This window comes from Streptomyces sp. NPDC020681 (genome assembly GCF_044334895.1).
Lineage (GTDB): Bacteria > Actinomycetota > Actinomycetes > Streptomycetales > Streptomycetaceae > Streptomyces.
In genome coordinates, this window is the sequence record NZ_JBIRTX010000007.1 from 270,310 (window position 1) to 287,981 (window position 17,672).

19 protein-coding genes are annotated in these 17,672 nt (G+C 69.7%); 6 read left to right on the top strand and 13 right to left on the bottom strand.

From position 1 onward, the window contains the following. Nucleotides 1–54 precede the first annotated feature (54 nt). Together ACH4YL_RS19490 and ACH4YL_RS19495 are read left to right on the top strand one after the other, a co-directional pair. Nucleotides 55–723, top strand: a complete 669-nt coding sequence (locus tag ACH4YL_RS19490; RefSeq protein ID WP_398508605.1) for a potassium channel family protein — start codon at nt 55–57, stop codon at nt 721–723. Next, nucleotides 723–1,400, top strand: a complete 678-nt coding sequence (locus ACH4YL_RS19495; protein WP_398508606.1) for a potassium channel family protein — start codon at nt 723–725, stop codon at nt 1,398–1,400. The genes ACH4YL_RS19490 and ACH4YL_RS19495 overlap by 1 nt, the downstream gene beginning before the upstream one ends. A 68-nt stretch (nt 1,401–1,468) precedes the next feature. Here ACH4YL_RS19495 and ACH4YL_RS19500 read toward each other — a convergent pair whose 3' ends face one another. The 7 genes from ACH4YL_RS19500 to ACH4YL_RS19530 all read right to left on the bottom strand — a co-directional run bounded on the left by ACH4YL_RS19500 (nt 1,469) and on the right by ACH4YL_RS19530 (nt 8,031). After that, complete coding sequence (locus ACH4YL_RS19500; protein ID WP_398508607.1) at nt 1,469–2,224, bottom strand: DUF3159 domain-containing protein; 756 nt, start codon at nt 2,222–2,224, stop codon at nt 1,469–1,471. 3 nt (nt 2,225–2,227) lie between these two features. Further along, nucleotides 2,228–2,644, bottom strand: coding sequence for an OB-fold nucleic acid binding domain-containing protein (locus ACH4YL_RS19505; protein ID WP_398508608.1), 417 nt, complete (start codon nt 2,642–2,644; stop codon nt 2,228–2,230). 61 nt (nt 2,645–2,705) lie between these two features. After that, on the bottom strand, nt 2,706–3,395 hold the full coding sequence (locus tag ACH4YL_RS19510) for a response regulator (RefSeq protein WP_398508609.1): 690 nt from the start codon (nt 3,393–3,395) through the stop codon (nt 2,706–2,708). Nucleotides 3,396–3,442: 47 nt separating this feature from the next. Beyond that, entirely contained in the window at nt 3,443–5,986 is a 2,544-nt protein-coding gene (locus tag ACH4YL_RS19515; protein WP_398508610.1) for an ATP-binding protein, read from the bottom strand. A 185-nt stretch (nt 5,987–6,171) separates the two neighbouring features. Next, nucleotides 6,172–6,954, bottom strand: a complete 783-nt coding sequence (locus ACH4YL_RS19520) for a DUF3710 domain-containing protein (RefSeq protein ID WP_398508611.1) — start codon at nt 6,952–6,954, stop codon at nt 6,172–6,174. Between the two features lies 1 nt (nt 6,955). Beyond that, nucleotides 6,956–7,468, bottom strand: a complete 513-nt coding sequence (gene dut / locus ACH4YL_RS19525; RefSeq protein ID WP_398508612.1) for a dUTP diphosphatase — start codon at nt 7,466–7,468, stop codon at nt 6,956–6,958. Beyond that, entirely contained in the window at nt 7,468–8,031 is a 564-nt protein-coding gene (locus ACH4YL_RS19530; protein ID WP_398508753.1) for a PaaI family thioesterase, read from the bottom strand. Before ACH4YL_RS19530 ends, dut begins: the two co-directional genes overlap by 1 nt. 115 nt (nt 8,032–8,146) lie before the next feature. Here ACH4YL_RS19530 and ACH4YL_RS19535 point away from each other — a divergent pair, with 115 nt between their 5' ends. Then, nucleotides 8,147–8,593 carry a DUF3093 domain-containing protein gene (locus ACH4YL_RS19535; RefSeq protein WP_398508613.1) on the top strand — a complete coding sequence of 149 codons (447 nt, stop codon included), beginning with the start codon at nt 8,147–8,149 and terminating at the stop codon, nt 8,591–8,593. A gap of 3 nt (nt 8,594–8,596) precedes the next feature. Here the strand turns inward: ACH4YL_RS19535 and ACH4YL_RS19540 are convergent, their stop codons facing one another. The 4 genes from ACH4YL_RS19540 to ACH4YL_RS19555 all read right to left on the bottom strand — a co-directional run bounded on the left by ACH4YL_RS19540 (nt 8,597) and on the right by ACH4YL_RS19555 (nt 12,145). Then, on the bottom strand, nt 8,597–9,550 hold the full coding sequence (locus ACH4YL_RS19540) for a hypothetical protein (RefSeq protein WP_398508614.1): 954 nt from the start codon (nt 9,548–9,550) through the stop codon (nt 8,597–8,599). 13 nt (nt 9,551–9,563) lie between these two features. Then, nucleotides 9,564–9,860, bottom strand: a complete 297-nt coding sequence (locus ACH4YL_RS19545; protein WP_005310959.1) for a DUF4193 domain-containing protein — start codon at nt 9,858–9,860, stop codon at nt 9,564–9,566. Between the two features lie 394 nt (nt 9,861–10,254). Beyond that, a complete protein-coding gene (locus ACH4YL_RS19550) occupies nt 10,255–11,487 on the bottom strand; it encodes a sensor histidine kinase (RefSeq protein ID WP_398508615.1) in 1,233 nt (410 codons plus the stop codon). 4 nt (nt 11,488–11,491) lie between these two features. Beyond that, nucleotides 11,492–12,145 carry a response regulator transcription factor gene (locus ACH4YL_RS19555; protein ID WP_398508616.1) on the bottom strand — a complete coding sequence of 218 codons (654 nt, stop codon included), beginning with the start codon at nt 12,143–12,145 and terminating at the stop codon, nt 11,492–11,494. 343 nt (nt 12,146–12,488) lie between these two features. Here ACH4YL_RS19555 and ACH4YL_RS19560 point away from each other — a divergent pair, with 343 nt between their 5' ends. Then, a complete protein-coding gene (locus ACH4YL_RS19560) occupies nt 12,489–12,656 on the top strand; it encodes a hypothetical protein (protein ID WP_398508617.1) in 168 nt (55 codons plus the stop codon). 126 nt (nt 12,657–12,782) lie between these two features. Here the strand turns inward: ACH4YL_RS19560 and ACH4YL_RS19565 are convergent, their stop codons facing one another. Further along, the gene (locus tag ACH4YL_RS19565) at nt 12,783–13,583 is read right to left on the bottom strand and encodes an inositol monophosphatase family protein (RefSeq protein WP_398508618.1); all 801 of its coding nucleotides are present in this window, start codon (nt 13,581–13,583) and stop codon (nt 12,783–12,785) included. Nucleotides 13,584–13,592: 9 nt separating this feature from the next. After that, a complete protein-coding gene (locus tag ACH4YL_RS19570) occupies nt 13,593–14,720 on the bottom strand; it encodes a ferrochelatase (protein ID WP_398508619.1) in 1,128 nt (375 codons plus the stop codon). Between the two features lie 108 nt (nt 14,721–14,828). On the opposite strand from ACH4YL_RS19570, the gene ACH4YL_RS19575 reads away from it, so the two are divergent. Both ACH4YL_RS19575 and ACH4YL_RS19580 read left to right on the top strand, forming a co-directional pair. Further along, nucleotides 14,829–16,079, top strand: coding sequence for an MFS transporter (locus tag ACH4YL_RS19575; protein ID WP_398508620.1), 1,251 nt, complete (start codon nt 14,829–14,831; stop codon nt 16,077–16,079). Beyond that, on the top strand, nt 16,036–17,358 hold the full coding sequence (locus ACH4YL_RS19580) for a D-arabinono-1,4-lactone oxidase (protein WP_398508621.1): 1,323 nt from the start codon (nt 16,036–16,038) through the stop codon (nt 17,356–17,358). Before ACH4YL_RS19575 ends, ACH4YL_RS19580 begins: the two co-directional genes overlap by 44 nt. The last annotated feature ends 314 nt before the right edge of the window (nt 17,359–17,672 follow it).

Below are 17,672 nucleotides of genomic sequence, written 5' to 3' on the forward strand. Positions count from 1 at the left end.
TGTTAACCCTGAGCCAAGACCACTGAAAAACAATTGACAGCCGGAAGGACGGGCGTGCACATCGTCATCATGGGATGCGGGCGAGTGGGAGCCGCTCTCGCGCAGACCCTGGAGCAGCGGGGGCACACGGTCGCCGTGGTCGACCAGGACCCCACGGCCTTCCGCCGCTTGGGCTCCGGGTTCGGCGGCCGTCGCGTCACCGGAGTCGGCTTCGACCAGGACACGCTGCGTGAAGCGGGGATCGAGGAGGCCGGGGCCTTCGCCGCGGTCAGCAGCGGCGACAACTCGAACATCATCGCCGCGCGGGTCGCGCGCGAGATGTTCGGCATCGAGAACGTCGCGGCCCGGATCTACGACCCCCGGCGCGCCGAGGTCTACCAGCGGCTCGGCATCCCGACCGTCGCCACGGTCCGCTGGACGGCCGACCAGATGCTGCGGCGGCTGCTGCCGTCCGGCGCGGAGCCGCTGTGGCGTGACCCGAGCGGCGGTGTGCAGCTCGCCGAGGTGCACATCTCGTCGTCGTGGATCGGCCACAAGGTCAGCAAGCTTCAGGAGGAGACCGGCGTACGCGTCGGCTTCCTCACCCGGCTGGGGGAAGCGGTGCTGCCGACGTCGCAGACCGTGCTGCAGGAGGGCGATCTGGTCCACGTGATGATGCGTACGGACGAGATCGAGAAGGTCGAGGCGGCCTTCTCCGAGGGCCCTGAGGAGGGCGGTCACTGATGCGGGTCGCTATTGCCGGCGCCGGCGCGGTGGGCCGTTCCATCGCGGGCGAACTGCTGGAGAACGGGCACGAGGTGCTCCTGGTCGACAAGGCGCCCACGGCGATCTCGGTCGAGCGGGTGCCGCAGGCGGAGTGGCTGCTGGCCGACGCGTGCGAGATCACCTCGCTCGACGAGGCGGCGCTCCAGCGGTGCAACGTGGTGATCGCGGCGACCGGCGACGACAAGGTCAACCTGGTCGTCTCGCTGCTCGCGAAGACCGAGTACGGGGTGCCGAGGGTGGTGGCCCGGGTCAACAACCCCAAGAACGAATGGCTCTTCAACGAGTCCTGGGGCGTCGACGTCGCGGTCTCCACGCCGCGTCTGATGTCGGCGCTGGTGGAGGAGGCGGTGAGCGTCGGCGATCTCGTACGGCTGCTCCGCTTCAGCCACGGCGACGCGAACCTGGTCGAGCTGACGCTGCCGCCGGAGTCCGCGCTCGCGGGCACGCAGGTCGGCGATGTGGCGTGGCCGGAGGACACCTCGCTGGTCACGATCATCCGCGGCTCGCGGGTCCTGACGCCGAGCACGGAGGAGACGCTGGAGGCCGGCGACGAGCTGCTGTTCGTCGCGGCGCAGGCGCGTGAGGAGCAGCTGGAGGACCTGCTCTCGGTGCGCCGCGGGGACACCTCCGACTGAGGCAACCGTATGCACGACGTGGGGCCCGGGACCGAATCGGTCCCGGGCCCCACGTGGTCGGACAGGCCTCAGGCCTCGCGCTGCGGCGTCGCCGTCGCGGACTTGCGCTCCTTCTCGGCCCGCTCCTCCGCCTCCATCTCGGCGAAGACATCGATCGGCGCGGGCGCCTTGGCCAGGAAGACCCAGGTCAGATACACCGCGAGCAGGAACGGCGGGATCTTGAGCGCGACCAGCACCCAGCCCAGCTGTTCCGTGTCCGCCCACCAGTAGAGCGGGAACAGGATCGCGCACTTGGCCAGCAGGATCAGGCCCCAGGCCCAGCTTGCCTTCGCGTACGCCTTCTTCCGGCCCGGGTTACGGGTCCGCCAGGAGAGGTTCTCCTTGAAGACCGGGCCGAGGATCAGGCCGATCAGCGGCACGCCTGCGATGGTCGTGATGATGTACGCGAGCGCCAGGCCGAGCGTGTAGAGCATGCCGGGCAGATAGAAGTCCTTGGCATTGCCCGTCATCATCGCGAAGATCACACCGAAGGCCACTCCGAAGACGCCGCTGAAGGCGTGCTTCACCGTGTCCTTGCGGATCAGCCGTACGGCCACCAGGAGCAGCGAGACCGCCAGCGCCGCGATGGCCGAGACGTGCAGGTTCTTGTTGATCGTGAAGATGGTGACGAACAGCAGCCCGGGCAGGACCGTCTCCACCATGCCGCGCATGCCGCCGAAGGCCTCGAACAGCGCCGCCTCCGTGACTGCCTTGGCGTCGCTGTCCTGCTTCTGCTGGTCGTGCGGTGTTGTCTGCGTGGGGGTCGGCTTGTCGAGAGACGTCACCGGCTACTCCTGTCCGAGTGGTCGGAGTTCGTATTTGGGGTTGAACAGCACCCGGCGGCCGTGGTCGACGGAGATCCGGCCCGAGGCTATGAGCCTGCGGCCCGGTTCGATGCCCACGATGGACCGGCGGCCCAGCCAGACGACGTCCAGCGGGGCCGTGCCGTCGAAAAGCTCCGCCTCCAGCGCGGGCACCCCGGCCCGCGGACGCAGGGTGACCGTGCGCAAGGTACCAGTCACCCGGACTATCTGGCGGTCGTTGCACTCGGCGATGCGCGTGCACCCGGACGCCTCCGCGTCCTCCTGCAGCTCCTCGGACTCGAGGTCCTGCTGGGAGGTCGACAGCCGGTCGAGCATGCGGCGGAAGCGGCCGGCCGGCTTCGGCGCCTTGTCAGCTTTCCCGGAACGGGGTGCAGCACTCATACAGAAAGCGTACCGGCCACGCCCACAGCAACGGAGGTCGGTGCGTGGCGCTCCTCGCGGCTCAGGAACGCTCGAAGCGGTAGCCCATGCCCGGCTCGGTGACAAAGTGTCTGGGGTGCGAGGGGTCGGCCTCCAGCTTGCGCCGCAGCTGCGCCATGTAGACCCGCAGATAGTTGGTCTCGGTGCCGTACGACGGGCCCCAGACCTCCTGCAGCAGCTGCTTCTGGCTGACCAGCCGGCCGGTGTTGCGTACGAGGACTTCCAGCAGATGCCACTCGGTGGGGGTCAGCCGGACGTCGCGGCCGTCGCGGTTGACCTTCTTCGCCGCGAGATCGACGGTGAAGCCGTCCGTCTCGACGATCACCAGGTCGTCGTCACCGCCGCCGACCGGCTCCGCGCGGCGGACCGCGGCACGCAGCCGGGCCAGCAGCTCGTCCATGCCGAAGGGCTTGGTGACATAGTCGTCGGCGCCGGCGTCCAGCGCCTCGACCTTCTCGTCGGAGGTCTGGCGGGCGGAGAGGACCAGGATCGGGACGCGGGTCCAGCCGCGCAGGCCCTTGATCACCTCGACACCGTCCATGTCCGGCAGACCGAGGTCGAGAACGACGACATCAGGGTGGCGTGCCGCGGCCAGCTGGAGCGCGGTCGCACCGTCGGGAGCCGCGTCCACCTCGTACTTGCGCGCCTTCAGGTTGATCACGAGGGCGCGTACGATCTGCGGCTCGTCGTCGACCACGAGCACCCGGGTCATTGATGGCCTGCCTTTCTGCACTGTCGTCTCTGCTGCTGTCCGGCCGGTCATGACGTGACCTGGGCGGAAAGATCGGGGCTTGCCGGTGCGAACCCGGGCGCCGCCTTGAGGGTGAGGACCATGGTGAGACCGCCGCCCGGTGTGTCCTCGGCCGTGATGGAGCCGCCCATGGCCTCGACGAAGCCGCGGGCGACGGCGAGTCCGAGGCCCACTCCGGCACCTCGTGGAGCGTCACCGTAACGCTGGAACGGCTCGAAAATCCGGTCCTTCTCGTCATCCGGGACGCCGGGGCCGCGGTCGGCGACCCGCACCTCGACGCGGTCGCCGAGCGCGCTCGCGCCCACTGTGACGGGTGTGGCGTCGGGGCTGTACTTGACGGCGTTCTCGACGATGTTGGCGACGGCCCGCTCCAGAAGTCCGCGGTCGACGGCCACCATCGGCAGCGTCTCCGGGATGTCCAGCTCGACGCTGTCCTCGGGCACCGCGACGAGCGCCATCGGCACCACCTCGTCGAGGTCGGTCTCGCGGATCAGCGGGGTGACAGTGCCGGTCTGGAGCCGGGACATGTCGAGGAGGTTGCCCACGAGGTGGTCGAGCCGGTCTGCGCCCTCCTCGATGCTTTCGAGGAGTTCGGCCTCGTCGTCGTCGGACCAGGCGACGTCGTCGGAGCGCAGCGAGGAGACCGAGGCCTTGATGGCGGCCAGCGGGGTGCGCAGATCGTGGCTGACGGCCGCAAGCAGCGAAGTGCGTATCCGGTTGCCCTCAGCCTGTCTGCGGGCCTCCTCCGCCTGGCCGACCAGCCGCTGCCGGTCCAGTACGACGGCGGCCTGCGCGGCGAACGCGGACAGCACCCGCCGGTCTTCGGCGGGCAGTACCCGGCCGGAGAGCGCGAGCGCCATGTGGTCACCGACGGGCATGTCGACGTCCGCGTCCTCGGGACGTACGACGGAGTTCGGCCCGACGCTGCCCGCGCAGGTCCACGGGTCGACGTCGCCGGCCCGTTCCAGGAGGGCCACGGATTCCATACCGAAGGTCTCGCGGACCCGTTCGAGCAGGGCGTCCAGCGTCGTCTCGCCGCGCAGCACGCTGCCGGCCAGGAAGGACAGGATCTCCGACTCGGCACGCAGCCGGGCCGCCTGATGCGTACGCCGGGCCGCCAGGTCGACCACCGACGCCACCGCGACGGCCACCGCGAAGAAGACGACGATGGCGACGATGTTCTTCGGGTCGGCGATCGTCAGCGTGTGGGTGGGAGGCGTGAAGTAGTAGTTCAGCAGCAGCGAGCCGACGGCCGCGGAGGCCAGTGCCGGAAGCAGTCCGCCGAGCAGGGCGGACACGACGGTCAGGAAGAGGAAGAGCAGTACGTCGTTGGCCAGGCCCAGTGAGTCGTCGAGCCGGGAGATCAGCAGCGTCAGCAGGGCGGGGCCTGCGATGCCGACCAGCCAGCCCGCAATGATCCTGGAGCGGCCGAGCCGCGCGCCGCGTGCGACCGGCAGTCCGCGGCCCTTGGCGACCTCCTCGTGCGTGACGATGTGCACGTCGAGGTCGGGTCCGGAGTCACGGGCGACGGTGGAGCCGACGCCGGGGCCGTAGATGTACTGCCAGGCCTTGCGGCGGCTGGAGCCGAGGACGATCTGGGTGGCGTTGACGCCACGGGCGAACTCCAGCAGTGAGGCCGGTACGTCGTCGCCGATGACATGGTGGAAGGTGCCGCCGAGGTCTTCGACCAGGGTCCGCTGGACGGCGAGTTCCTTGGGCGACGCGGAGGTCAGTCCGTCGCTGCGGGCGATGTAGACGGCGAGGATCTCGCTGCCGGAGCCCTTGGCCGCCATCCGGGCCGCGCGGCGGATCAGCGTACGGCCCTCGGGTCCGCCGGTGAGGCCGACGACGATGCGCTCACGGGCCCGCCAGGTGGACTGGATGTTGTGCTCGCCGCGGTACTGCTGAAGGTATTCGTCCACCCGGTCGGCGACCCACAGGAGCGCGAGCTCGCGCAGTGCGGTGAGGTTTCCCGGGCGGAAGTAGTTGGAGAGGGCCGCGTCGACCTTGTCCGGCTTGTAGATGTTGCCGTGGGCCATCCGCCGCCGAAGCGCTTGCGGCGACATGTCGACAAGTTCGAGCTGGTCGGCCCGCCGGACCATCTCGTCCGGGACCGTCTCGCGCTGCCGTACGCCGGTGATCGACTCGACGACATCACCGAGGGACTCGAGGTGCTGGATGTTGACGGTCGTTATGACGTCGATCCCGGCGGTCAGCAGTTCCTCGACGTCCTGCCAGCGCTTGGCGTTGCGTGAGCCGGGCACATTGGTGTGCGCGAGCTCGTCCACCAGAGCGACGGCGGGCTTGCGCTCCAGGACGGCGTCCACGTCCATCTCGGTGAAGACGGTGTCCCGGTACTCGATCTCGCGCCGCTTGATCTGCTCCAGGCCGTGCAGCATCACTTCGGTACGCGGCCGCCCGTGGTGCTCCACGAAGCCCACGACGCAGTCGGTGCCACGCTCCAGGCGCCGATGCGCCTCGGACAGCATGGCGTACGTCTTGCCGACGCCCGGCGCCGCACCGAGATAGATCCTTAGCCTGCCGCGTCCCATGGCCCCATTGTCTTTCAGGAACAGCTCTTACCCTGCGTCGACCTTACGGCCAGAGATTCGGGCAAATCGGGCGCAGGGTGGGCATCAGCTGCGTATTTGACGCGATTCTGACGCGTGAAACGGCAGGTGGGCCGCACTCCCGCTGCGGGAGTGCGGCCCACCTGAAAGGCGGTGAAGCGGACGCGTCAGCGCACCTCGGTGATCTCGGGGCCGCGTTGCAGCTGTCCCATGCCACCGGAGAAGCGGGAGCCTTCCTGCTCCTCCTGCTGGACGCCCTCGGGCACCATCTGCGCGTCCTCGGGCAGCTTGAGGACGATCGGGTCGCGCGGCGCCATCGGTCCCTCGCCGCGTACGACGACGGTGTCCCGGAAGATCGTCTCCAGAAGCCCGGCGGCCTCCGGCTGCACCGCGCCCTGACCGGAGATCACTCCGCGCAGGAACCAGCGCGGCCCGTCGACGCCGACGAAGCGCACCAGCTGGACGCCGCCGGTGCCGTCCGGCAGCTGCACGGGCACCTGGGCCCGCAGCTCCCAGCCGAGCGGGCCCTCGACCTCGTCGATGATGCCGCCCTGCTGCGTGATCCCCGAGGCGATCTCCTCGCGGACCTCGCCCCAGATGCCTTCCTTCTTCGGCGCTGCGAACGCCTGCAGCTGTACGGCGCTGTCGCGCAGCACCACGGTCGCGGCGACGATCGCGTCACCCGCTACCTCGACGCGCAGCTCCATGCCTTCGACTCCGGGCACAAAAAGACCGCCCAGATCGACCCGGCCCTCGCCGGGCTTGGACACCTCGGAGACGTCCCATGGGCCGTCGGGCCGGGGAGCCGGCGGAAGGTTCGCCCTGCGGGTCTCGCCCTCCTCGGCGTCGTCGTCGGCGTACGACGTGTCGCGCTCGTCGACGACCTGCTCGGCCTCGCCCGTTGCGTCCGCGTCCCCCGCGGAACCACTCTTCTTGCGACGTCCGAACACGTCACTGTCCTTCCCGGTCGGATACGGCCGAAGCGTATCGATTCCCACCCGTTGAGCCATCCACAGCGGCATGACCGCCGGTGGACCCGAAGCCCCCCTCGGCCCGTGCCGAGCCGGGAAGCTCCGCCACCTCGTGGAAGCGCACCTTCTCGACCTGCTGGACGATCAGTTGGGCAATCCGGTCGAAGCGGTCGAACCGCACGCTCTCACGCGGGTCGAGATTGACCACGATCACCTTGATCTCCCCACGGTACCCGGCATCCACCGTCCCCGGGGCATTCACGAGGGCTACTCCGCAGCGGGCGGCGAGACCGGAGCGCGGGTGCACGAAGGCCGCGTATCCGTCCGGGAGCGCGATGGACACCCCGGTGGGCAGCACGGCACGCTCGCCGGGCGCGAGTTCGACGGCCTCACAGGTCACCAGATCGGCGCCGGCGTCGCCGGGGTGTGCGTACGCCGGGAGCGGCACCTCGGGGTCCACCCGGCGGATCAGCACATCGACAGGGTTACGCATCAGGGGTTCACCTCGAAAGCACGTGCGCGCCGGACCTGGTCGGGGTCGGCCATGGCTGCCCGGATCTCCTCGGGGCGGCCGTTGTCGATGAAGTGGTCGACCTTGACCTCGATGAAGAGCGCGTCGGCGCGGACGGCGACGGGTCCGTCGGGGCCGCCGATCCGGCCCACGGCGCTGGAGTAGATCTTGCGTCCGGCGACCGCGGTCACCTCGGCCTGCAGATGCAGCACGGTGTCGACGGGCACCGGCCGTACGAATTCGGACTCGAGCCGGCCGGTGACCGCGATCTTCCGCAGCAGCCAGTTCAGTGAGCCGAGCGTCTCGTCCAGGGCCGTGGCCAGCACGCCGCCGTGCGCGAGTCCCGGCGCGCCCTGGTGGGCGGACTTCACGGTGAACTCGGCACTGACGCTCACGCCTTCGCCGGCCCGCGCCTGCAGGTGCAGTCCGTGGGGCTGGCCTTCGCCGCAGCCGAAGCAGTGCTCGTAGTGCGCCCCGAGGAGTTCGCCGGGGGCGGGGGCTTCGGGGTGCCGTACCGGCGGTATGGCGTTGGCCGGAGGGATCATGGTCGCGGCCCGGCGCGACGGTCCGGGGGCCTCCCCCTGGGATTTCGCATTGCTCACAGGCGCAGACCTTACCCGCGCGGCCGCCACCTGGCCGCACCGTGCCAAGCTTGGGCACATGCAGCCTTCCGCCCCGCGCTACGAAGAACGTCTGACCGCACCCCGTTCGTGGTGGCTCATCACCGCACTCGTGGGCTTCTCGGGCGGTCTGATCACGCTGCCGCTCGGCACGCTGCCGATGCTGGGCGGTCTGATCGGCGCGACGGCGCTGGCCGCGGTCCTGGTGAGCGCCTACGGCTCGGTCCGCATCCGCGTGGTGGCCGGTTCGCTGGTCGCGGGCGACGCCCGGATCCCGCTCAGCGCGCTCGGCCCGGTGGAGGTCCTGGACGCGGAGGAAGCGCGGGCCTGGCGCTCGTACAAGGCCGACGCGCGGGCCTTCATGCTGCTGCGCAGCTATGTCCCTACGGCGCTGCGGGTCGAGGTCACGGACCCCGAGGACCCGACGCCGTATCTCTATCTGTCGACGCGCAATCCGAAGGCGCTGGCCGCGGCACTGGCGGCCTGAGGTTCAGTGACCCAGCTCCTGCGGCCCCTGACCGGTGTCCAGCGGCTTCTGGGGCTGCTCCAGCGGCGGGAGTGATGGCAGCGCGTCCCAGGGGACCTGGCGACGCCGCATGTCCTTACGGACCCGGTCCGCGAGCTTTCTGGTGTCCCGCCGGTTCATCACGGCGCCGACGGCCGCGCCGACCAGGAACGGCATCAGGTTCGGCAGATTGCGCACCGTGCGCTTCATGATCTGCTGGCGCAGCTCGCGATTGACCTGCCCGCCGAGCGCGGCGTTGATGCTCGCCGGTTTGGTGATGTCGATTCCGCGCTCCTCCGTCCAGGCCATCAGATACGCGCTGCTGCGTTCCTTGAGCGAGCCGGGCGGTCGCATCCCGTAGACCTCGTGAAGCTCGGCGACGAGCTTCAGCTCGATCACGGCGACGCTGACGATCTCCGTCGCCAGCGCGGCCGGCATCGCCGGCGGTACGGGCATCATCACCGCGGCGCCGATGCCCGCGCCCACGGTGGAGGTGGCGTTGGAAGCGCCCGCCACCAGCTTGTCGGCCAGCTCCTCGGGGCCCAGGCCGGGAAACTGCCTGCGCAGGGTCGCGAGATCGCGCACCGGGACGCGCGGCGCGTTCTCGATGATCCGGTCGGCGATGTAGCCGAGCACCGCCTTGGCGCTCGCGCCGCTCTTACGGATGCCCCGGCGCACTGCCTCGAGACGCCGGGCCCTGACCGAGGGCTCGGCCCGGTCCGCCGCCTCAAGGGCTTCGAGTGCCGAGCGGGCCTCGAGAGCTTCGAGCGAGGCCGGGTGGCCCCGCTCGTCGTCGGCTCCTGCGCCGTGGGGCAGGAGGGCGGCCGAGTGCTCGGCAGAGGCCGTGGCGCCTTCTGCCGCTCCCGTACCGCCCCGGTGCGTCTCCGGCGGTTTCAGACGCCGGAAACGCCGCTTCCTGGACGGTGTCTCGCCTGCCACGGCCGACCTGTCCTCAGTCGCAGTCGCGGCAGATCGGCTGGCCGTTCTTCTCACGAGCCAGCTGGCTGCGGTGGTGGACGAGGAAGCAGCTCATGCAGGTGAACTCGTCCGCCTGCTTGGGCAGCACCCGGACGGCCAGCTCCTCATTGGACAGGTCCGCGCCAGGCAGCTCCATGCCCTCGGCGGCCTCGAACTCGTCGACATCGACGGTCGAGGTGGACTTGTCGTTCCGCCGGGCCTTCAGTTCTTCAAGGCTGTCGGAATCGACGTCGTCATCGGTCTTGCGTGGGGTGTCGTAATCCGTTGCCATGTCGCTCTCCCCCTCTGGGTGGTTGCGGTGTCTCCAGCGCACGTAACGCGTGAGAGGCCGGACTTGTGCCCGACCCGAGGCGGAGATTTTGCCTCACATCAAGGTCTGTTACTCAATCGACACCCAACCGGATCCCTCGAGAGTGATCGAGTTGGCTGGCGATGGGGACCGTACACGGTCCGAACGTCGCACTTCACAAGCGCCACCCCGTGTACTTCCCGTGATCTCGACCCCCGGAAACCAGGACTTTTCCCGGTTTTTTGGCAAGGTTCTTGATCACGGAGAGTAGATGGCCTGAAATTCGCCCATGTGATCGATTCCACACGCCCTACTCGGGCACGGGTCCCGGTAATTCCGCGTAAAGCGAACAAAGCGCGCGATGCCGATCAGCATCTCAGACAGGAAGGGTGACACGCATCACGAGGCCTCCGCCCTCGCGAGGCTCCGCGATGATACGGCCTCCGTGGGCCCTGGCAACCGAGCGGGCGATCGAAAGGCCCAGGCCGACGCCCTTGTCGCTGCCCGTGCGCTCCTGCCGCAGCCGTCTGAACGGCTCGAAGAGGTTGTCGATCTCGTACGCGGGAACCACTGGTCCCGTGTTCGAGACCACCAGCACCCCCTGGCCCTGCTCGGTCTCCGTCGTGACCTCGACCCAGCCGTCCGGGACGTTGTAGCGCACGGCGTTCTGCACCAGGTTCAGCGCGATCCGCTCCAGCAGGACGCCGTTGCCCTGTACGACGGCGGGTGCGCGCTCGCCGCGGATCTCCACGCCCTTCGCCTCGGCCTCGGCCCGTGTCTGGTCGACGGCGCGGGACGCGACCTCGGCCAGGTCCACCGGCTTGCGGTCGACGATCTCGTTGTCACTGCGGGCGAGCAGCAGCAGGCCCTCGACCAGCTGCTCACTGCGCTCGTTGGTGGCCAGCAGGGTCTTGCCGAGCTGCTGGAGCTCGACCGGCGCTCCCGGGTCGGAGAGATGGACCTCCAGCAGCGTGCGGTTGATCGCGAGCGGGGTACGCAGCTCGTGCGAGGCGTTCGCGACGAACCGCTGCTGCGCGGAGAAGGCGCGCTCCAGGCGGTCCAGCATCTCGTCGAAGGTGTCGGCGAGTTCCTTGAGCTCGTCGTCCGGGCCGTCCAGCTCGATGCGCCGGGACAGGTCCGAGCCGGCCACCTGGCGGGCGGTGCGGGTGATCCGGCCGAGCGGCGAGAGCACCCGCCCGGCCATGGCGTAGCCGAAGGCGAAGGCAATGATGCTCAGCCCGAGGAGTGCGAAGAGCGAGCGGCGGAGCAGATCGTCCAGCGCCATCTCGCGCTGGTGCTGCAGACAGGCCACCATGGCGCGGTTGAACTGCTCCCCGGTTCCCTGCCGGGGAAGCACGCACCAGTCGGTGGTGGCCGCCACCTGGCCGGACTGGATCTCGAATGGCAGATCACTGACTCTGACCTGCAGCGCCTGCGCGGTGAGCAGATAGATGATCGACAGCAGCAGGATGCCGGCGATCAGGAACATGCCGCCGTACAGCAGCGTCAGGCGTATCCGGATCGTCGGACGGAGCAGGGGACGGACCGGGTCCCTGGGGTCCCAGGTCGGTTTCGGAGGCGCCGCGGGTGGCGCCGGGGCGGCGGTCACCGGGTCAGATCCGGTAGCCGGAGCCGGGCACGGTGACGATCACCGGGGGCTCGCCGAGCTTGCGGCGCAGGGTCATCACGGTCACGCGCACGACATTGGTGAACGGGTCGGTGTTCTCGTCCCAGGCCTTCTCCAGCAGCTGCTCGGCCGAGACGACCGCGCCCTCGCTGCGCATCAGGACCTCCAGGACGGCGAACTCCTTGGGCGCGAGCTGGATCTCCTTGCCATCGCGGTGAACCTCGCGACGGTTGGGGTCGAGCTTGATCCCGGCGCGCTCCAGCACGGGCGGCAGCGGCACCGTCGTACGCCGGCCGAGCGCACGTACCCGGGCGGTGAGCTCGGTGAAGGCGAACGGCTTCGGCAGATAGTCGTCGGCGCCGAGCTCCAGGCCCTCCACACGGTCGCTGACGTCCCCGGACGCGGTCAGCATCAGCACCCGGGTCGGCATGCCCAGCTCGACGATCTTCCGGCAGACGTCGTCGCCGTGGACGAGCGGGAGGTCGCGGTCCAGGACGACGACGTCGTAGTCGTTGACGCCGATGCGTTCCAGCGCGGCCGCGCCGTCGTACACGACGTCGACGGCCATGGCCTCCCGGCGCAGTCCGGTGGCCACCGCATCGGCGAGCAGCTGCTCGTCCTCGACGACGAGTACGCGCACGTCGCGTTCCTTCCTCTGGGCCCGTCGGCCATGAAGCCATGATCAGGGCAGGTGTGTGCACTGGCTGTGCGTATACATCCTGCCCGTTACGCGCGTAAACCGGCGGTAAGGCGAAGCGGCCCGCAAACGCCCGACCTGGGCGGCCGGGAAATAACGGGATTCTCGGCGGAGTTGAGGTTTCTCTGAGGGAAGGGCTGGGGAGGACGACTTCACACCCGCGATCACGCCCTGTATGTGGCACACCACGACCTGTTCCAGGGTTGATCACCCGTCCCCTGCTGCGGCAGGGGAAGAAGACCCCAGGCACACCCCCGTGCCACCGACCCACGACGAGGGGGCGCACATGGACGCATTCACCGCAGGACTGCTGCAGCGCATAAAGGCCGCGGAGACCGACCTCACGCACGCTCGTGAAACGGGCGACGACTTCCTGGCGGATGTCGAGCAGGCAGAGCTGGACGACCTGCATCGCCTCGCCGCCGAGCATGGTGTGGAGGTCGGCGCCGTATAGCGCCGCACTTCCGGCACCTTCCCGGACATGGAAGGACCCCGACGCCGCGGGACGGCGCCGGGGTCCTTTCATGTGCAGCAGGTCATGTACAGCTCATGCGCAGCAGGTCATGTGCGGCAGCTGCCTCTAGTCGTGCCACGCCCCGAGCTCCTCCAGGAGCGACTGCAGCGGCTCGAAGACGCCCGGGCTCGCCGCCACCGTCAGTTCGTACGAAGGACGCTCACCGGGCCGGCCTCCCACCAGCGCCCCCGCCTCACGCGCGATCAGGTCACCCGCTCCGTAGTCCCAGGCGTTGAGCCCGCGCTCGTAGAAGCCGTCCAGGCGGCCCGCGGCGACGTCGCAGAGGTCCACGGCCGCCGAGCCGCTGCGGCGGATGTCGCGCAGGCGCGGAATCAGCCGCTGGGCCACGTCGGCCTGGTGGGCGCGGACGGACGTCACATAGTTGAAGCCGGTGGAGACCAGGGCCTGGTCCAGCTCCGGCGCGGGCCGGCACCGGACGGGCTTGTCGTTCAGATACGCGCCGCCGCCCAGCACCGCCCGGCAGGTCTCGCGGCGCATCGGGGTCTCCACGACGCCCACGACCGTCTCACCGTCCCGTTCGGCGGCGATGGAGACCGCCCAGGTCGGCAGGCCGTAGAGGTAGTTCACGGTGCCGTCGAGCGGGTCGATGACCCAGCGGACGCCGCTCGTGCCCGCGACGGACGCGCCTTCCTCACCGAGGAAGCCGTCGTCCGGGCGGCGCTCGGTCAGGAAGCCGGTGATCAGCTTCTCGGCCGCGATGTCCATCTCGGTGACGACGTCGATGGGGCTGGACTTGGTGGCCGCGACGCCCAGATCGTCGGGGCGTCCGTCGCGCAGCAGCTCTCCCGCCCGGCGGGCGGCCTCCAGCGCGAGGTCGAGCAGTTCGGACAGGAGAGGCTCGGTCACAGCGATTCCTTACGCGTACGGACTGTCGGCGCCGGCGGCCGCGGGCTTGGGCGCCCGGGCCGGACAGCAGCCGACCGGACAGAGGTCGTGCGAGGGGCCGAGAGAGCCCAGCGCGCAGCGCTCGACGGGCAGCTCCCGCTCTGCCGCCACGCGCTCCAGCAGCAGGTCGCGCACGGCGGCGGCGAACCGCGGGTCGTCCCCGACGGTCGCCGAGCGGCGCACCGGCAGGCCGATTTCGGCGGCCTTGGCCGTGGCCTCGGTGTCGAGGTCGTACAGCACCTCCATGTGGTCCGAGACGAAGCCGATCGGGACCATCACGACCGCCGGGGCGCCGGAGGCGTGCAGCTCCTCCAGGTGGTCGCAGATGTCCGGCTCCAGCCACGGGATGTGCGGTGCGCCGCTGCGCGACTGGTAGACGAGCTGCCAGGGGTGCTCGACGCCCGTCTCGTCCCGTACGGCGTCGGCGATCAGCCGGGCGACGTCCAGGTGCTCGCGCACATACGCGCCGCCGTCACCGTGGCCCTCCACCGGGCCCGAGGCGTCGGCCGCCGCCGTCGGGATGGAGTGGGTGGTGAAGGCGAGATGCGCTCCGGCGCGCACGTCGTCGGAAAGGTCGCCGAGGGACTTCAGGACGCCGTCGATCATGGGGCGGACGAAGCCGGGATGGTTGAAGTAGTGCCGGAGTTTGTCGACGCGGGGCGGTTGGAGGCCTTCCGCCTCGAGCGTGGCCAGCGCGTCCGCGAGGTTCTCGCGGTACTGCCGGCAGCCCGAGTACGAGGCGTACGCGCTGGTGGCGAGGACGGCGATGCGCCGGTGGCCCTCCTGGACCATCTCGCGCAGGGTGTCGGTCAGATACGGCGCCCAGTTCCGGTTGCCCCAGTGGACCGGGAGATCCATGCCGCTCTCCGCGAAGTCCTTGCGCAGAGCGTCCAGCAGCGCGCGGTTCTGGTCGTTGATGGGGCTCACGCCGCCGAACAGGAAGTAGTGCTGCCCCACCTCCTTGAGCCGCTCCTTGGGGATGCCGCGGCCGCGCGTCACGTTCTCCAGGAACGGGACGACGTCGTCGGGGCCCTCGGGGCCGCCGAAGGAGAGCAGCAGCAGGGCGTCGTAAGGCACTGGGTCACGCTGATCTGACATGGCAACGATCCTGCCACCAGCCGCAGACAGCCGGAAAACCGCGGTGCGCGCGGCGGGTGCCCGGACGTAACCTGTCAACGCCACTGATACGCCTTACCGGAGCGCTCCTTGCCCAGTCCCTACCGCGCCATCTTCGCCGCCCCCGGCACCAAGGGGTTCTCCGCCGCAGGGTTCTTCGGCCGACTGCCACTGTCGATGATGGGCATCGGCATCGTCACGATGATTTCCCAGCTCACGGGGCGTTATGGGCTGGCGGGCGCGCTCTGCGCGACGCTGGCGATGTCGGCCGCGGTGATGGGTCCGCAGATCTCCCGGCTGATCGACCGGCACGGCCAGGCCAAGGTGCTGCGGCCGGCCACGCTCGCCGCGGTCGCCGCGGTCGCGGGCCTGCTGATCTGCGCGCAGCAAGGCGCTCCGGACTGGACGCTGTTCGTCTTCTCCGCGGCCGCCGGGTGCGTGCCGAGCGTGGGCTCGATGATCCGCGCCCGCTGGGCCGAGATCTACCGCGGTTCGCCGCGCGAGCTGCACACCGCGTACTCGTGGGAGTCGATCGTCGACGAGGTGTGCTTCATCTTCGGCCCGATCGTCTCGATCGGTCTCTCCACCGCCTGGTTCCCGGAGGCGGGCCCGCTGCTCGCCGCCGCGTTCCTGCTGATCGGCGTCTTCTGGCTGACCGCTCAGCGGGCGACCGAGCCGGTGCCGCATCCCCGCGAATCCCACAGCGGCGGCTCCGCGCTGCGCTCCCCGGGCCTGCAGGTCCTGGTGGTCACCTTTGTGGCGACCGGCGCGATCTTCGGCGCGGTGGACGTGGTCACCGTGGCCTTCGCCGAGGAGCAGGGCCACAAGGCCGCGGCGAGCCTGGTACTCGCGGTGTACGCGCTCGGCTCCTGCCTGGCCGGACTGGTCTTCGGGCTGCTGCATCTCAAGGGTCCGGCCGGACGAAGGTGGCTGGTGGGAGTGTGTGCGATGGCCGTGAGTATGATCCCCCTCCAACTGGCCGGGAACCTGCCGTTCCTTGCCGTGGCGCTCTTTGTCGCGGGCCTGTCCATCGCACCCACGATGGTGACCACGATGGCCCTCGTCGAAGCGCACGTACCGCGCACCAAACTGACCGAGGGCATGACCTGGACCAGCACCGGGCTCGCGGTCGGCGTGGCGCTGGGCTCCTCGGCCGCCGGCTGGGTCGTCGACGCGTCCGGGGCGGACGCGGGGTATGTGGTGCCCGCTGTTGCGGGTGCGGTCGCGGCCGGAGTGGCGTTCCTGGGGTACCGCCGGCTGAGCAGGCCGGTGCCGACGCGGGAGGGGCAGCGGGCCGATGAGCACCATCAGCACGACGAGCACGACGCGCACGTGGCGTAACTGGGCGGGGAACGTCACCGCCCGTCCGGCCCGGGAGGTCTCGCCGGCCTCCGCCGAAGAGGTGGCCGACGCGGTACGGCAGGCGGCAGAGGCCGGCCTCAGGGTGAAGACGGCCGGCGCCGGTCACTCCTTCACCGCCATCGCCGCCACCGACGGACTGCTGATACGTCCCGAACTGCTCACCGGAATCCGGCGGATCGACCGTACGGCGATGACGGTGACCGTCGAGTCGGGCACTCCGCTGAAGCGGCTGAACGCGGCGCTCGCCCGAGAAGGACTGTCGCTCACGAACATGGGCGACATCATGGAGCAGACGGTCGCCGGCGCTACCAGCACCGGCACGCACGGCACCGGCCGCGACTCGGCCTCGATTGCCGCTCAGATCAGGGAACTTGAGCTGGTCACCGCCGACGGCTCGCTGCTGACCTGTTCGGAGAAGGAGAATCCCGAGGTCTTCGCGGCGGCCAGGATCGGGCTCGGCGCGCTCGGCGTTGTCACCGCGATCACCTTCGCCGTGGAGCCGATCTTCTTTCTGACGGCCCGCGAGGAGCCGATGGCCTTCGACAGAGTCACGGCCGAGTTCGACGCCCTGCACGCGGAGAACGAGCACTTCGAGTTCTACTGGTTCCCGCACACCGGCAACTGCAACACCAAGCGCAACAACCGCAGCGCCGGACCGGCCGCGCCGCCGGGAGCGATCAGCGGCTGGATCGAGGACGAGCTCCTCTCCAACGGCCTGTTCCAGGTGGTCAGTTCGCTGGGCCGGGCGGTCCCGGCGACCATCCCGACGATCGCCAAGATCTCCAGCCGCGCGCTCTCCGCCCGTACTTACACCGACATCCCGTACAAAGTCTTCACTTCTCCGCGCCGCGTGCGGTTCGTGGAGATGGAGTACGCGCTGCCGCGGGAGGCCGTGGTCGGGGCGCTGCGGGAGGTGAAGGCGATGATCGAACGTTCGCCGCTGCGGGTCGGCTTCCCGGTGGAGGTGCGGACGGCGCCGGCCGACGACATCACACTGTCCACTGCGTCGGGCCGGGAGAGCGCCTATATCGCGGTGCATCTGTACCGCGGCACGCCGTATCAGTCGTACTTCACCGCGGTGGAGCGGATCATGACGGCGCACGGCGGCCGGCCGCACTGGGGCAAGGTGCACACGCGGGACGCGGAGTACTTCGCCGAGGCGTATCCGCGGTTCGGCGAATTCACCGCGCTGCGCGACCGGTTGGACCCGGAACGGCTGTTCGGCAACGACTACCTGCGGCGGGTGCTGGGCGACTGAGCATTCGCGGTCGCTACTTGCCCTTCTGTCACTCCTGTAACAGAGGGGCGAATGAGCGAAGCGAATAATTCCCTTTGCGAAGATTCTGTGAATCAAGACGCCTGTCACCATGTCCCCGCGCCCAACTCCCGTACGCAGCGAGAAGTTCGGCGGCGCGGCGGTCCACCCCGAACGCCCGAATGGAGTACTGTGGCGAGCCCTGGGCCCGGCCTCCCTCTCGGGCGTTCGGACCCCAGGTAGGGGGCCGAAAGCGGCGCTCGATCCGGCGGCGTCGCGGTACCGCACGGATGCCTGCACTCAGAGTGACCAACTCG